Genomic DNA, 17,273 nt, shown 5'->3' with positions numbered 1-17,273 from the left:
ATTAAAAAGGAAAACAAGTTTAACCATAAAAAATCCGGATACAGCATTTCTGCCATATCCGGACTTCTACTAAAATATACACCTTATCTGTGCCGCCTGCGCTCTTATCTTAATCTATTTATAACACCATCAACAAAGTTCCCAGTCCGATCAGTACACAACCAATGATCGACTTCATCGTAAATTCTTCGTGCAGGAATACAAATGCAAGAATCAATGTAATAACGACACTTAATTTATCAATTGGTACTACCTTGGATGCATTTCCCATCTGAAGTGCTTTATAATAACACAACCACGATGCTCCGGTTGCAAGTCCTGATAGGATCAGAAACAACCAGCTTTTCTTCCCGATCGCGCTGATTCCGGACTGTGTATGTGTCAGGAACACCATGCCCCATGACATCACAAGCACAACTGCTGTTCGGATCGCTGTTGCAAGATTCGAATTTACTCCGTCAATACCTACCTTTGCAAGAATTGATGTCAATGCCGCAAATACAGACGACAACAATGCAAATACAAACCACATATAAATCCTTCTTTCTTCTTTTATTATCTTCTTTTTCATGCAACTGTGCAATCTATGAAATCTTAACTTTTTCTCTTAACTGCCTGTCGGTAAATGAAAAGTGCGGCAACTGCTGTTATCAGTTCTGCTACCCAGAACGCATTCCAGACACCGACAACACCAAAGATACGACTGAGTACAAATGCAGCCGGAATGATGACAACCACATAGCGAAGCAGGGAGATCATCAATGATGGCGTACCCTTGCCAAGTCCCTCTAATGCACCGGATGAAGTCACGGATACCGAAGAAACAATAAATCCGGCACAGATGATCCGAAGTGCCGTCACGCCCTCCGTGATCGTTACCTGATTATCCGAGAACATTCCGATCAATTTAGCCGGGAAGATCAGACAGATCACTGTTCCAAATACCATGATCAGACCAATGATCGTAAGTGTAATATTATAAATGCTGCGGACACGCTTATGCTCTCCCGCTCCGTAATTATAGCTAATTACCGGACGCATACCCTGGATCATGCCGTTTGCAGGAAGATATAAAAATGTCTGCAATTTATAATAGATTCCAAGGATCACAACATAGATCTGTGAATAGGTACTTAATATCGCATTCAGTGCAGTCGTAAGCAGGGACGGAAGTGCCATATTAAGAATAGCCGGAATACCAATCGCATACAACTTCCCTGTCAGATAATCCTCCGTATGCAGATATCGTCTGCCGATCTTTACGGATATTGGACGGAACACATAGACAAACAGATAGATCAACAGGGTAAACACCTGTCCAAGTCCGGTTGCAAGTGCAGCACCCCGGATTCCCATTTTCGGAAATGGTCCGATACCGAAGATCAATAGAGGATCTAATACAATGTTCATCAGGCATCCACCGCCAAGTCCGACCATTGTAACAACCATTCTTCCAACTGCCTGATAGATCTTCTCAAATGACAGATCAATGGAAATAATAACAGAAAATGCAAATACGATCATCGAATACTGAATTCCCATCTGAACAACTGTCTCATTCGATGTGAACATCCGCAGAAATCCCGGCATGATCAGGATACAGACTACTGTCATGATCACACCATGAACAACAGAAAGAAGAGTACCCTTTGACGCTGCTGCATTTGCCTTGTCCGGTTCCTTTGCGCCGAGATAGAACGCGATCACCGCATTGATTCCCACGCCAAAACCGATGGCTACCGCATTTACAAAATTCTGGATCGGAAAGACAAGCGACAGAGCTGTCATCGCATCCTCGCTGATCTTCGCTACAAAAAAGCTGTCCACAATGTTGTACAGAGAATTGACCAACATCGATAATATCATCGGAAGTGCCATTGACAAAAGCAGCGGCAGCACCGATCGTTCTTTCATAAATTCTTCGTTCATATGTTTCTCCCTCTCTACATAAAAACGCCACACAGTTATAAATGGTTTCACTTATAGCTGTGTGGCGAAAAGATGACTTATTTATTATCCGGAAAAATCCACTTCATTCGTTTTCGTGGCTATTCTACCATATTTTTTCAGAATGTCAATAAATGCTTAGCGAATATAGTATACTCTGTTATCCTTTCTTGGAATAACATCAGGATACGCTCCATCCGTAAATCCAAGTGCGCAATGTCCGACACCGATATAGTCGCCGGTGATTCCAAGGCCTTCAAGGATCTGCTTTCCTTCTTCGCTTTCGAATTCTTCTTTTGCACGATGGATCCAGCAGCTTCCGATTCCAAGATCATGTGCGGCAAGCATCAGATTTCCCATCGTCAGGCTTCCGTCATAGACAGCAGTCGGACAGGATGCATCTGCCAGTACGATCAATATAACAGGTGCTCCGTAAAATGGATCAAAGCCTTCCTCCCAGCCGCCGATCATACGGTTCATCTCCATGATCTTATCCCGCATCTCTTTATTTGTTACCGCAATAATGATCGGAGACTGCAAGCCTCTGCCATTTGCAGCAAATGTTCCTGCTTCAATGATCTGATCCAGAACATCCGCCGGAACCATATCCGGTTTGAACTTCCGGATGCTTCTTCTCGTTTTCATCTCATCCAAAACAACGCTCATCTTAAAATTCTCCTTATTACAACAAGCTCTTGCGGAGTTCTGCTCCGTCTTTTGCGCTCAAGTACGCCGGTGCTATATCGAACACGGTCTTACATCCGCTCTGTCCTTCTTTGTACAGGCGGTATGCTGCTCTTGCATAAGCCACGATGACACAGGATGTGAATTCCGGGTTGGAATCCAGCTTCAGGCTGTATTCGATCACATGATTATTTTCCAGATTCCAGCCGGTCTTACCGGAACGGATCACAAATCCACCATGAGGAATTCCACTGTGGTTTGCCTTTAATTCTTCTTCACTGATAAAGTGAACCGTTGTATCATAATCGGCAAAATAGTTTGGCATGTTCTTGATCGTTTCTTCAACTTTTACAGGATCGGCACCATCCTCTAATACAACAAAGCACTCTCTTGTGTGCTTCTGTCTGGTTGTAAGTTCGGGATTCTCACCATTTCTGACTGCTTCCAGTGCTGCTTCTACAGGGATCGTGTACTGCTTGCCATCCTTAACACCCTCTACACGACGGATCGCATCGGAATGTCCCTGGCTGACACCTTTTCCCCAGAATGTATAATCACGACCTTCCGGTAAGATTGCATTTGCATACATACGGTTTAAAGAGAACATACCCGGATCCCAGCCTACTGAGATGATGCCGACATGACCATTCTTCTTTGCGGCAGCATCTACATTTGCAAAATGCTCCGGAATTCTTGCATGTGTATCGAAGCTGTCTACAACATTGAACATCTCTGCATACTTTGGTGTCTGCTCCGGCAGATCGGTAGCACTGCCGCCGCAGAGTATCATAACATCGATCTTATCCTTCCACTGCTCCACATCATTTACAGAACAAACGGCTGCTCCCTCTGTTAATATCGATACTGTCTCAGGTGCACGTCTGGTAAATACCGCTGCAAGCTCCATATCCGGATTCTGCTTGATCGCACACTCAACACCTCGTCCAAGATTTCCATATCCTAAAATACCTATTTTCATGTTTCATACTCCTTTACAAAAATTACTCTTCTTTCAGTTTAATGATTCAAAAAGAGCCTGTCAACTTTTTCATTGACAGACTCCCATTTCTTTTTCTCAACAATATAATTCTACTTTAAACAGTCTTCCTCCGTGATCTCGCGAATGACTCTGCATGGATTTCCGGCAGCCAGTACTCCCGATGGGATATCTCTCGTAACCACGCTTCCCGCTCCGATCACAGAACCGCTGCCAATCGTTACACCGCCACATACTGTTACATTTCCTGCCAGCCAACAGTTATCTCCGATCGTGATCGGCTTCGCATACTCCCGGTCTGTATACACGCCGTCTTCCCTCTTATAAATGTTACGCTCCTGAAAACGAAACGGATGCATCGGTGTCAGCAGAGAAACATTCGGTCCCATAAATACATTGCAGCCGATCTTAACAGGTGCACAGTCCAGACAGGTAAAATTAAAATTCGCATAACTGTTCTCGCCTATCTCGGTAAAGCAGCCGTAATCGAACTGAACCGGTCCCTGAAGATATACATTCTTACCCTTATTCGGAATCAGCTCTGCCAGAATCTTCTCGCGTTTCTCATCCGTCTCAAAGCAGTCATTATACTCCTTACTCAACCGATGCGCATTCTGTCTTAATTGTATTAATTCATCATCAGATGGATCATAAACGAATCCTGCTATCATTTTTTCTCTTTCTGTCATCTTAATATGCCTCCGTATAAAAACATTGGAAACTTCTTATTCTATCTCAGCCCGTACCTCTTTTGTAATCGTTTCCCCGCCATTCTGATACCAATTCTCGACAAAACGATCAAATTCATCGAGTGAGCTCTCGCCGGTTACAATCTTTAGATAGGTGTCACTTTCCAGATTCTCAAGGCTCCACCAGTCTGTGACCATCGTTTCCGTTTCTCCAAAATATAACGACTCTACTTTGTTTGTCCTTCCATCGTTTAAGATCTTACAGGCTGTGATACGGGAAGCGTACGCCGCCCAATCTTCCGCACTGGCATTCTCCGCATCCTTCAGATAGGATTCGCATGCCTCATAATAGGAATATTCCAGTACGTTCAGATCATCTGCGGATTTGTCCCCCGCAAATACATGATTCAATTCTCCATAGCAGATCTGCAAAGCATTGTTGTAATCTACATTAATCGCAAACGGTCTGGCGGTAGGGTCTACATTTTCTTTATAATAATCGACAATCTCCTGATTGTCTCTGTCATTATACCGCAAATAGTCAAATAATACACTAACAATCTTACATGCAATCTCCGGATATTCATAACCCTTACGCACTACAATATACTTACTGGAAGGATTCTGTGTATGATAACTGGTAAGTCCGGATTCCTCTGTTGCGATCAGATAAGGCTGCCACTCGGCATCTTTATTCTGTTCCACTGCCTGCATCAGTGGATTATTCGGCGCCCACCAAGGGCCAAAGAAAGAACCGCATTGACCATCCACGATCAGCTCGATCAGGTTACTGCTCGTCCGCATCAGAAAATCCTGATCCAGAATTCCCTCTTTATACAACTCATGGATATGGGCAAGTGCCTCTTTCGCCTCCGGCTGAACCGAACCATAGACAACATTGCCGTCCTCATCATAAATCCACTGTTTCGGAAATGCACCATATGCAGCAAATATAATATCTAATGTGTATTCGCTGCTATAACCACAACCGCCGCAGAGACTGGTATCACATACAAGCCCTACGGTATTTCCTGCCCCATTATGTCCGGGATCTTTTTCTTTAAATTGTCTTATGATCTCTTCTACATCCGAGAGTGTTCTCGGTGCGGACAGCCCAAGTGCATCCATCCAATCCTTACGAAGCCAGATCAGATTCGGTCCGTCTGAGATATTCGTTTCCGGTATCGCCATGATCTTCCCGCCAAAGGTTACAACATCAAGGATATCCCGACCATAGCTTCCATATATATTCTTGATCGTATCGCTCATACAGTTATTATAGCTGTCTGTCAGATCTGCGATCATATCATTATCCACCAGATACTGAAGCTCATCCAGATCCTCCACGATCATCACATCCGGAAGATCATTCTGTGCGATCACCATGGTCACACTATCGGTATATTGCTCATCCATAGCCTCAAACACATCCTGGTTTTGAACATTTAGCCTTTCATTCAACAGCCTTGTATAAGCATTATTTTCATACGTCTCGCCATCCGGGAGATTGGAATTATTTGCTCCGGACAGCTTACCCAGTGTGTAGGTAAGCTGTTCCGGATATTTTCCGTAAGGTGTCGTGCGGGCTGTATATAACGCAGCTTCATATTCTTCTTTTGTCTCTGCATTCTCCCGGGTGGAGGGGGTAGCCCCGGAATCACCGCATCCACATAAGATCAATAAATTTATAATCAGCACACATGAAATAATCTTTTTTAAATACGAACCTGTAATCATATACATTCCTCTGTTTCAACCAAACTATAAGCAAATAATCATATGATCCCTTAACCTTTTACACCACCGGAGAAGCTCTCACGATAACACTTCTGCATAAACATGAACAGAATGATGATCGGAATTGAGATCAGCACCGCACCGGCTGCAAAGGAATTGAACCACGGATACACATATTCTTTCTCTAACATATTCCAAAGTCCGATAGATACGGTATAGTAATCCTTATTTGCACGGCAGATAACCTTTGCAAATACGAAATCAATCCAAGGAGCAAGAAAGGAATTCAGAACCGTATATACAATGATCGGACGGCTTAACGGAATAATGATCTTAGTAAACGACTGCCATCTGGTTGCTCCGTCCAGATAAGCTGCTTCCTCGATCGACTTCGGAATCGTATCAAAGAAGCCTTTTGCAATATAGAACTGTAAGCCTGCACCACCGGAATAAACCAGGATAAGTGCAACACGGATCAAGGATCCTTCTGACAGTCCGATCGCCTTTAAGATATAATAAACTGCGATCATAGCCATGAATCCCGGGAACATACCAAGGATCAATGCTACATTCATAAATGGGCGTCTCAGTCGGAAACGCATTCTCGACATACAGTATGACATCGCCAATACAAATACTGTAGATATTATACAGGAGAAGATCGCAATAATCAAAGTATTCATGAACATCTTCGGAAAATTCAGGATACCAGTATCTGTAAATAACTTTGTGTAATTGCCAAGAGTATACGCCTTTGGCAGCAATGTAGAAACATACTGTCCTTTTTCTCCACGGAAGCTGATCAGAACGATCCACAGAATCGGGATCACCCAGATCACGGAAAGAATTACCAGTATAATATGAACAACGATATCCGATGGTGTAAGCTTCTGTTTTCCATTTATTTTCTTACCTGTTTTAGTCATTACTGGAATCCCTCCTCGTCTTTATAAGATGTTGTATTATGATAAGTGATCAGAGATACGATCGCAAGAACGATAAATGTCATGATACCGATAACCGCACCCAGATTATAATACTGATTATCAACTGTCAGCTTGTAGAGCCAGGTAACCAGAAGATCGGTCTTTCCTGCTGTCTTTCCAACCGGAATCGGTGCTCCGTTTGACAGAAGATAGATTACATTAAAGTTATTAATATTACCTGCAAAGGTCGTGATCAGATACGGAGCTGTTACAAATAACATATATGGAAGTGTGATCTTAAAGAAGATCTTCACCGGTCCGGCTCCATCTACTTTTGCGGCCTCATAGATATCTTCCGGTATACTTTGTAAGATACCGGTCACCTGCATAATGGTAAACGGAATACCGATCCAGATATTGATCACGATAACCATGATACGGGCAATGGTTGCGTTGCTCCAGAACGGAATTGCATTGTCGATGATATGATGATTCAGTAATAAGGTATTTACGATACCATTCTGACTGAAGATCGTACGCATCAAAAGCAGGGATACAAACTGTGGAACGGCTGCGGATAACATGAAGATCGACCTCCACACACCCTTACATCTTGTTCCCTTTCGATTGATGACCATTGCAAGGATCATACCGAAGATATAGTTGGTAAATGTCGCAGCAACCGCCCATACTAGTGTCCACCCAAGAACAGACCAGAATGTACTTCCGACTGCGTCATTAAAATTCAAAATCTTGGCAAAGTTTTTCAGTCCTACCCAGTTAAACAATACTGTATGAGAATCCAGCTTACTGTAATTTGTAAATGCCATACAGATCATGAATACGAGCGGAAGGATCGTAAAAACAACAATCCCGAGTACCGGAAGTGGAAGCAGAAACATATGAAGGTTTTTATCAAATAAACTCTTAATATCATCTGTGAATCCCGGAACTTTCTTCCCTGCATCATGCAGGCACTGTGCACGATATGCGCTCTCGACACTGACTACCCAGAGGCATACAAATGCAAATATGATAAATACCGTGCTACTCCATATAATAACATCAAAAGAGAATTGTCACCCTGTGTATATTCAAATATGCCTTTTGCATCATTCCACACCTTCTCCTGTTCTGCTCCTCCCAGATGGAAGAAATCGGTCAGAAGAGATGCACCGTTTTTTATCATGAAATAAATAAATATGCTTTCAAGTACCAGAAATGATACACCTTTTACAAACTGTTTTCTGACAATGTTTCCGAATCCCATGATCAGGAACGATAATCTGGTGATCCAGTCACCATTTCTCATGGCCTTGAAAACAGTATATGGATAATCACTTCGTCTTATTTTTTTCTTTTTGCTTACTGTCGCTTCAGCCATCCTGACACCTCCGTCTCAAAGTAAATGTTACGTTTTTGCGTTTCTTTCATAAGATAAAGTGTTCCACCACCCTGTGGAAATGGAACACTTCGTCTTATGCTCTGTTTATTTTTACTCTGCTACATCTGTGTTCAATGATGTATTGAATGCTTCTGTCTGCTCAGCAGCATTATCATGTGTAACTTCACCATTCAAGAGTGCCTTACCAAAATTCTCTGCTGGTGTCCAGAAGTTACCCATCTTAGGTACGAACGGCTGGATCATAGATGTATTGTTGAAGGTATCGTTCTGAGCTGTTACTAATGCATCATTCTTTACCGTATCACTCTCTAAAAGATTTGTGTTACAAGGAACAATACTTCTTGCTTCATAATGTGACTGCTGTGATTCCTCGTTACCAAGGTACAGGGCAAGTGCTACTGCTACCTGTGGATATTCACAGTTTGGATTTACACCGATTGCCTTTGAACCGGCGAATGAAAGTAACTGCTTGTCAGATCCGCCGATCTTGGCTGTAGGCATAGCTGCGATTCCAAGATCGTCACCAAGTGCATCATGTAATGCCTTATAATCCCATGAACCGGAGAACATAGCTGCGATAGATCCATCTGTCATACCGGAAATACCAACACCGGATTCATCATTTACAAAATTCTTATTTGCTACAAGATCTACAAGGTAATCTGTAACAGCCTTTCCATTGTCTCCGCCAAAATTGATTCCTGCGTCGTTATCTGTACCATCACCGAATAATGTACATCCGTTTGCAAGATAGAATGCTGCATTATACCAGCCGTTTGTAAGAGGAAAAGCAACTTTTCCTTTTTCAAGCATTGTATCAAGGCTCTTTACATCGCTGTCTGAATATACTTTCTTGTTATAGTATAAAAACCATGTATTTGTTGTAAACGGAACACCATAGATTCCGCCATCTACTGTGATAGAATTCACAACTGCCTGTGAGTTTGTTGACTTTACATAGTCTGCTGTGCTTCCGCCTAACTCCGAGATTGCATTTGCATCGATCAGTGTCTGTAACTGGTCGTTTGCGAACATATATACATCTGCTGATGCGGATACATCCTGTGTTACGGTCTTTCCTGCATCTGCCTCGCTGCATGTACCATATTCAAATGAAAGATCCCAATTTGGATGTTCCTTATTAAATGCTTCACATCTTCCCTGAAGCCATTCACCATAATCCGGTGACTGATCCTCAGCAGGTCCCCATACTGTAATTGTTGCTTTAATGTTTTCTTCTTCTGCAGATGCATCAGTACTCTCTCCTGATGTTACCTCTGCATTTGATGCTGTTGTGGAATCCTTAGATGTATCATCCTTCTTATCTCCACATCCTGCGAGTAATGACATGCACATAGCTCCTGCCAGTGCAATTGCTGCATACTTTCTAAACTTCATAACCGTTCCTCCTTTAAATAAGTCATGTTTTTTGTTTGTTTTTTAATACTTTTGCAGTACCTTTACCTTATGACATTATTATAAAAAGGAACCGTTTCACCGTATATATCAATAATTTCAGAAACATGTTGGTTTTTTATGAATGTTTGATTTCTGCATGCAGTTCTTTTGGAAAATGGATCGTGACAGTCGTTCCCCTGCCAACTTCACTGTCGATACAAACCGCATATTCCGCGCCATAATACAGTTTGATACGTTCATTGACATTTCGCACACCATAGCCCTTCGAATCGGCAGTCAGTATCAGCTCCGCCTGTTCTTGGGTCATACCGACACCATTATCGGATACCGCAAACCGGATATCTTTATCGTCCTCTTTTCCACTGATCCGGATCTCTCCTCTGCCATCCTGTTTCAGATCTATGCCATGATGGATCGCATTCTCGAGGATCGGCTGTAAGATCAGGTTCAGTGTTTCATATTTTAAAATGGAATCATCGATATCATAGATAACATCGAAACTGTCATCGTGCATCGTAAGCTGGATATCCAGATATGCTTTGATGTTCGCGATCTCATCCCGGACAAGCAGGATATTCTTTCCCTTATTTAACGCTGTCCGGTAAAAGGTGGACAACGACAACGTGATACGACTGATATCCTCCTGGTCTGCCTCTAATGCTTTCCAGTTAATGATAGACAGGGAATTATACAGGAAATGCGGATTGATCTGCGCCTGCAACGCCCGCATCTCATATTCCTTTTCTTTGATCTTGCTTCGGTATACTTCATTGATCGTTGCATCCAGACGCTTCGTCATACTGTTATAACCATTGATCAGATCACCGATCTCATCCGTACTGTCATTCTCAATCTCCATACCAAGATTCCCGGTTTCCAGATTACGCATTTTCTTCTGAAGCTTACTGATACGTTTCGTTATGAACTCGGAAATTATACGGATACATGCGACTGCTGCGATCAGACTGACCAGGATTGCTGCTGCAGCAATTATTAAGATTGGCTGAATCGAAGAAATGATCAGTCGATCCGGCTTATAGATCCAGATCTTCCAGCCGGATGCCTTCGACTCCCGCTTAATAAACTGATAACCGGAATCCTTCTGCCCTACTGTTGCAAAGAACTGTTCCTCTGATAATTCATACGGCTGTTTTTCTTCTGTAAATACACTCTTTTTAAAGATGCAGTTACCTTCTGCATCCTCTATCACAACGCCATAATTATCAAATACCGTTTCGTTATTAAACGGCTGGAATACGCTGTCATAATCCACCCCTACATAGAGCAGACCCTTCGCCTTTTTCTGCTCCAGCATGGCCATGCGGTTTAACGAATACGCAGTCTTATCCTTCGCATTCACGATCCAGTGGATCTGGTTATCGTCAACTATTCCATAGTTCGTCTCTTCATTTTCAAGCGTGGTAATGGGGGCGATCGTACTGCCGTGCTTCACCTGACAGGCATCCGTGTAGATCGTTACCTGCTTTACATCATCATGAAAATACATAATAGAAGAAAGCAGGGGATCTATAACACTTGCCACCTGCTCATAATTCTGATATGTACTCTGATCTGAGCTTAAGATCTTCGCGATCGACTGATTATAGGATATATAATTAGAAAGATTGTTATAAATCTCTAACTCATTATCAAGCGCATCTGTCGTCTGTGTCAGATACGATTCCAGGATCATTGTCTCACGATCCCACAGGATCTTCTTCATCTCATGGTAGGTGATCGTCAGCGTGATCATGATCGGAAGAAACCCGGCAAGTATATAAATGACCAACAGCTTGCCGGATAATCGCAGATTCTGGAACCCTCTTTTTATCCTTTTATCTATTCGTTCTTTATGCATCCGCCTGTCCTCCGCTCTCTCTGAATTTCTGCGGACTCACGCCAAAGAACTCACGGAAGCTGGAACAGAAGTAAGACACATTCGGATATCCGCACGCCACACTGATATCTACGATCTTCGTCATGCTGTTCTCTAACATATCCTTTGCCTGTTCCATCCGGTATGCCTTGATGAATTTGCTTAGATTCTGTCCGGTTTCCTTCTTAAATACCGTACTTAGATAGCTCGGTGCGAGATGTACCATATCCGCCAGCATATCGATTCCAAGCTCGCTTCCATAGTTCCGGTAAATATACTGCTTCACCAGTTCTACTTCCCGATGCGCCATCTGTGTCTTTCCTGCAAAACAGGTTTCCAGTCTCCGGATCGCTTCTTCGACAAGCTCCGTCAACACCTGAAAATCTGTCGCCATATATAATTTCTCAATGTCTTTATTTAGCTCTGCTTCGTCAGTCTCATCAATGCTTCCGTAGATATCCTTCATCAGATTCGAGAACAGGAACTTGATATAGATTTGGGAGTACTCTGTCTTATGTCTGTACTTCTCACAGAATCTCTGGAAATGCTCCCGGAGTGCTTCCACATCCTTCATCTTGATATCCTGTTTCATCTGCTTCATAAAGGTATCATCATCGAACTGGATAATACCCGGAGTCTCGCCCTCCATGTTCGGATAAAATACATGAATCTCCGGATGGTAGAATTTGTTCTCCATCAGCACTTCGAGTTCTTCCATCTTATCTGCCACTTCGGACAGATCACCGATATCAGAGGATATCGCTATGTAACAGTCAGCATCATAATCGGCTTTGATGATCTTTACGATCTCATTTGTCTTACGGAGAATATTCATCTCATCCCCTAAGAATAAGATCTCCTGCTGCTGGTTCAGGTTCAGATATTGCAGGATTCCAATTGACTTTAAGTTCTCATTTTCTTTGAAATCCACTCCACGTCTGCCGAAGAAATCATGATTGAATTCCATCAAAAGCATATTCTTGAATTTACCCAGATCAAGCGATAATCCGCTGTATTCCTGTCTGAGCTTCGTAACATCCGTTCCGTTCAACAGCATATAGAGCGCATGCTCATATAAGAATTCCATGCTCTTATTCTTAAACTCGTCCGAAGCCTTTGCCTCTTCCAATTCATTTACAACCTTATTCAGGGTATTCTTGAATTCATTTGGATCGACCGGCTTTAGAATATAATCAACAACACCCAGCCGGATTGCTTTCTTTGCATAGTCGAATTCATTGCATCCGCTGAATATGACTGTGCGCAGCTTTTTCTTTTCCTTCACAACATGGTCGATCAGTTCGATTCCATCCATGAAAGGCATCTTTACATCTGTAAGCAGGATATCAAAATCTTCTTTTTCCAGCTTCTCCAGTGCATCCACACCATTTACCGCCTCTGCAATCTCAAATTCCAGATTCAGTTTTTTTAAAAGAAACCGGATACCGTTTCTTTCTATCTTCTCATCATCTACGATCAATATCTTGTACATATCTATCAACGCCTTTCTATGGTGGAAATATATATCTTATTTTAACACATTTTACAGCTTCCAGATATCTTTATTATATTCTGCGATCGTACGATCAGAGGAGAAGAAGCCTGCCTTGCTGATATTTACCAGAGTCTTCTCGGCCCAGCCCATACGATTTTCATAATCAGCAAGCACCTGTTCCTTTGTCTGAATGTAATCACAGACATCAAGAAGTGTCATAAACCAGTCTTTTACGATCAGCTCGTTATGAAGTCTGGTAAGAGCTTCCTTCTGACCGATCGCAAGCAGCTCATCACTTACGATAAAGTCTACCAGCTTCTTGATCTCCGGCTTCTCATAATACTCTCTTGCCACATAGTCTGCCTTTGCATAGTGCTCGATCACTTCTTCACTGGATTCACCAAAGAAATAAATATTATCCTCGCCCACCAGTTCTCCGATCTCTACATTTGCACCGTCACGGGTTCCAAGAGTAACCGCACCGTTTAGCATGAACTTCATATTTCCTGTTCCGGATGCTTCCTTGGATGCCAGTGAGATCTGCTCTGAGATATCGCATGCCGGAATGATCTTTGCTGCTTTTGATACATTATAATTCTCGATCATGACAACTTTCAAGTACGGACTTACCTCAGGATCATTGTCGATCAGCTCCCGCAGACAGAGGATCAGATGAATGATGTCCTTTGCGATCGTATAAGCAGGTGCAGCCTTTGCTCCAAATATAACTGTGATCGGAGTCTCAGGCAGATGTCCCTTCTTGATCTCAAAATATTTGTAGATCACCCAGAGGGCGTTCATCTGCTGACGCTTGTATTCATGCAGTCTCTTGACCTGGATATCAAAGATCGAATTCTCGTTGATCTCGATTCCCTGTGTCTCTTTCAGGTAGTCCTTTAAGACTGCCTTATTGCTCTGCTTGATCGCAAGGATCTCTTCTAATACGTTCTTATCCTTATAGTAAGAAGCCAGCTCCTGTAACTTATCGGCATCCTTCTTGTAATCCGGTCCGATCAGCTCTGTGATGTAGGCTGCCAGCTTTTCATTGCAGTGTAACAACCATCTTCTGAATGTGATACCATTTGTCTTATTGTTGAATTTCTCAGGATAGATCTCATAAAATGGATGCAGCTCTGAATTCTTCAGAATCTCGGTATGAAGATAAGCAACACCATTTACACTGTGGCTGTAATGCATATCGATATGTGCCATATGCACACGGGAATCACCATCTATGATATAAACACGCTCATCCTTATAACGGTTTCTGACCTTTTTATCCAGCATGCGGATCACAGGCATAAGCTGTGGAACGACCTTCTCCAGATAAGCAACCGGCCATTTCTCCAATGCTTCTGCAAGGATCGTATGATTGGTGTAAGCACATACATCGGTTACGATCTCTGTTGCTTCATCAAAGGAGATACCCTCTTCCATCAACAGACGGATCAACTCAGGGATCACCATAGACGGATGTGTATCATTGATCTGAATGGCTGCATAATCTGCAAGATCATGAAGATTTGAACCTTTCTCCTTTGCCTCTGCAAGGATCAGCTTTGCACCATTTGCAACCATGAAATACTGCTGATAGATACGAAGTAAGTTGCCGGCTTCGTCACTGTCATCCGGATAGAGACAGAGTGTCAGGTTCTTCTTGATATCTGTCTTATCAAAGCTAATGCCATCCGGCTCCATGATGCTCTCATCCACGCTCTCAATATCAAATAAATGCAGCTTATTTGTGCGGTTCTCATAACCTGTCACATCGATGTCATACATTCTGGACTGTACGGTACAGTTTCCAAACCGGATCGTGTTGCTTACATCGGTCTTTGTCAGCCAACTGTCTGCCTCGATCCATGGATTTGCAGTCTCCTTCTGGTAGTTATTCTCAAATACCTGCTTGAACAGACCCATATGGTAATTTAACCCGATACCATCTCCCGGAAGTCCGAGTGTTGCCATCGAATCAAGGAAGCAGGCTGCCAGTCGTCCAAGTCCGCCATTTCCAAGGGATGGTTCCGGCTCTACTTCTTCGATATCATAGATGCTCTTGCCGTTTTCTGCCAGCACCTGTTTTACTTCATCAAAGATCCAAGATTGATCAGGTTATTGGATAACAGCTTACCGATCAGGAACTCTGCTGATATATAGTAAACCTTTTTCTTACCATCTTCTGTAACCTTGTCTTCTGCTAATTCCTTTGTCATATCAAGCAGCGCAAAATAGATCTCCTCATTGCTGCATTCCTTGATCGTTTTATTATATTTCTTCTTACAAATCTCTGTTAACATTATATCCTCCTTACAAAAATACTGTTTCACAGCATTTCTTCCATATACTCTTGTTAATTCCCTTAATCTGTCTCTGATCTCGTCTGTAAATTCGCCCTTCTTCATCCGCCAGCGCCAGTTTGTACCGATCGTAGATGGAAGATTCATCCGTGCTTCGTTATCCTTTCCAAGCAGATCCTGCATCTGAACGATAACTGTATCGGCAGGGCTCATATATAATACCTGCATCATCTTCTCCGGGATCTCCTGCTCATTTGCCGCTCCCAGATATTTCATCATAAATGTAAGATTGTCCTTTGATGCATTCTCGATATATCCTTTTAATGTGTCATTATCGTGTGTTCCGATATAGACAACGTAATTCTTTTCGTGATTATGCGCTGCATGTTCATTCTCCGCATTTCCGTCAAATCCAAACTGTAAGATCTTCATTCCCGGATATCCGGATTCCTTCACCAGCTTCTGTACCTCCGGCACAACGACTCCCAGATCTTCTGCGATCACCTTTGCATTTCCTCTGGCACTGTCGATCGCATCTACAAGCTTCTTTCCGGGTCCTTCCAGATAGAAGCCATTCTTCGGCTCTCCGTCTGCCGGAATATTATAGTACCGTACAACCCCTATGAAATGATCGATACGGATCACATCATAGAGACTGGCTGATTTACGGATCCGGTTCTTCCACCAAGAGAACCCATCCTGCTCCATTCGATCCCAGTCATACAAAGGATTGCCCCATTTCTGACCGTAATCGGAGAATGCATCCGGTGGACAACCGGCTACACACACAGGCTGTAGATCATGATCTAACTGAAATTGTTCTGTATTTGCCCATACATCTGCACTGTCCAGTGCTACATAGATTGGAATGTCGCCGATCAGACTAATACCATGACGGTTGGCGTAAGATTTGAGTGTCTTCCACTGCTCATCGAATTTGAACTGAAGGAACATATAGAATCCGATCTCGTCGTGTAACTGTTCCCCGCACTTACGAAGTGCTGTTTCTTCTCTCTTTAAAACCGGTTCTTCCCAGCTTAACCATTCTTTATTCCCATGGTCTGCCTTGACCGCCATATAAAGGGCGTAATCCGGAAGCCAGCTTTCATTTTCCGTAAGAAATTCTGCATACTGCCTTGATGTCTCATGCTTCGATCTGCCATATGCTTTTCTCAATACCTCAAACCTTTGTCTGTACAGGCGAGCGTAATCAATGTCATCCGGCTGATCGTACCAGCTATATGCATCTACCTCCTCCTGTGTCAGTAAACCTTCATGAATCAGAATGTCGAAATCGATAAAATAAGGATTGCCTGCAAATGCTGAAAATGACTGATACGGACTGTCACCAAAGCTGGTTGGTCCGATTGGAAGCACCTGCCAGTAACGCTGGCCTGCCTCCTTCAACCTGTCAACAAATTCATATGCCTCTTTCCCCAGAGATCCGATTCCATATGGGGATGGGAGACTGCTGACCGGCAGGAGGATTCCTGCACCACGCTCTAACGCTTTCTTCATATCTGATACCTCTTTATTAAATTTTCTATTGAACAGCTATCCAGTTGCCTGCATTTAATAAAGGTAAAGGTAAGGTAAAGGTCTTATATACGGAATGTCTGTTCTGGTTTGTATTCTAGTATCTTTTTTCTGTTCTTTCTTGCATAATAAGAGCATTTTATGATACTATTCTATCATGTTTGATTTTATCAAGATTCATTTAATGTTACATGGAGTGGATACGGTCATACATCTCCACCTGTTTGTCAGGAATAAAATAGCAGAAAAGGCAGGAAAGAGAGGT

General features: G+C 42.8%; 12 protein-coding genes and 2 pseudogenes. All 14 read right to left on the bottom strand.

The genetic code is table 11. The features are described from left to right. Positions 1 to 118 precede the first annotated feature (118 nt). Positions 119 to 532, bottom strand: a complete 414-nt coding sequence (locus DXA07_RS09605) for an EamA family transporter (protein WP_021943198.1) — start codon at positions 530 to 532, stop codon at positions 119 to 121. A 62-nt stretch (positions 533 to 594) separates the two neighbouring features. Then, positions 595 to 1,929: an MATE family efflux transporter gene (locus DXA07_RS09600; protein ID WP_117807142.1), complete on the bottom strand. Its 1,335-nt coding sequence runs from the start codon at positions 1,927 to 1,929 to the stop codon at positions 595 to 597. A 156-nt stretch (positions 1,930 to 2,085) separates the two neighbouring features. Continuing rightward, on the bottom strand, positions 2,086 to 2,613 hold the full coding sequence (locus tag DXA07_RS09595; RefSeq protein WP_021943348.1) for a nitroreductase: 528 nt from the start codon (positions 2,611 to 2,613) through the stop codon (positions 2,086 to 2,088). A gap of 16 nt (positions 2,614 to 2,629) precedes the next feature. After that, positions 2,630 to 3,610 carry a diaminopimelate dehydrogenase gene (locus tag DXA07_RS09590; protein WP_117807141.1) on the bottom strand — a complete coding sequence of 327 codons (981 nt, stop codon included), beginning with the start codon at positions 3,608 to 3,610 and terminating at the stop codon, positions 2,630 to 2,632. A gap of 110 nt (positions 3,611 to 3,720) precedes the next feature. After that, positions 3,721 to 4,317 carry a sugar O-acetyltransferase gene (locus DXA07_RS09585; RefSeq protein WP_117807140.1) on the bottom strand — a complete coding sequence of 199 codons (597 nt, stop codon included), beginning with the start codon at positions 4,315 to 4,317 and terminating at the stop codon, positions 3,721 to 3,723. 36 nt (positions 4,318 to 4,353) lie between these two features. After that, positions 4,354 to 6,015: an extracellular solute-binding protein gene (locus DXA07_RS09580; RefSeq protein WP_242995963.1), complete on the bottom strand. Its 1,662-nt coding sequence runs from the start codon at positions 6,013 to 6,015 to the stop codon at positions 4,354 to 4,356. Positions 6,016 to 6,104: 89 nt separating this feature from the next. Continuing rightward, positions 6,105 to 6,980: a sugar ABC transporter permease gene (locus DXA07_RS09575; protein WP_008399798.1), complete on the bottom strand. Its 876-nt coding sequence runs from the start codon at positions 6,978 to 6,980 to the stop codon at positions 6,105 to 6,107. Then, positions 6,980 to 7,882 carry a sugar ABC transporter permease gene (locus tag DXA07_RS09570; protein WP_347475316.1) on the bottom strand — a complete coding sequence of 301 codons (903 nt, stop codon included), beginning with the start codon at positions 7,880 to 7,882 and terminating at the stop codon, positions 6,980 to 6,982. Before DXA07_RS09570 ends, DXA07_RS09575 begins: the two co-directional genes overlap by 1 nt. Positions 7,883 to 7,986: 104 nt before the next feature. Beyond that, positions 7,987 to 8,364, bottom strand: coding sequence for a hypothetical protein (locus DXA07_RS14130; RefSeq protein ID WP_348980811.1), 378 nt, complete (start codon positions 8,362 to 8,364; stop codon positions 7,987 to 7,989). 111 nt (positions 8,365 to 8,475) lie between these two features. Beyond that, a complete protein-coding gene (locus DXA07_RS09565; protein WP_117807137.1) occupies positions 8,476 to 9,783 on the bottom strand; it encodes an extracellular solute-binding protein in 1,308 nt (435 codons plus the stop codon). 136 nt (positions 9,784 to 9,919) lie between these two features. Further along, complete coding sequence (locus DXA07_RS09560; RefSeq protein WP_117807136.1) at positions 9,920 to 11,662, bottom strand: sensor histidine kinase; 1,743 nt, start codon at positions 11,660 to 11,662, stop codon at positions 9,920 to 9,922. Then, positions 11,655 to 13,172, bottom strand: a complete 1,518-nt coding sequence (locus tag DXA07_RS09555; RefSeq protein ID WP_117807135.1) for a response regulator — start codon at positions 13,170 to 13,172, stop codon at positions 11,655 to 11,657. The genes DXA07_RS09560 and DXA07_RS09555 overlap by 8 nt, the downstream gene beginning before the upstream one ends. 51 nt (positions 13,173 to 13,223) lie before the next feature. Beyond that, positions 13,224 to 15,472: pseudogene (locus DXA07_RS13530) on the bottom strand (glycogen/starch/alpha-glucan phosphorylase). Between the two features lie 96 nt (positions 15,473 to 15,568). Then, positions 15,569 to 16,990, bottom strand: a pseudogene (gene malQ / locus DXA07_RS13525) (4-alpha-glucanotransferase); the annotation flags it as partial. Between the last annotated feature and the right edge of the window lie 283 nt (positions 16,991 to 17,273).

It is taken from the genome of Clostridium sp. AM54-37XD, from assembly GCF_003478225.1.
In the GTDB taxonomy this organism is placed as follows: Bacteria; Bacillota; Clostridia; order Lachnospirales; family Lachnospiraceae; genus Coprococcus; species Coprococcus ammoniilyticus.
The sequence above is the reverse complement of the archived record's forward strand: the minus strand, read 5'-3'. Positions and strand labels throughout refer to the sequence as shown.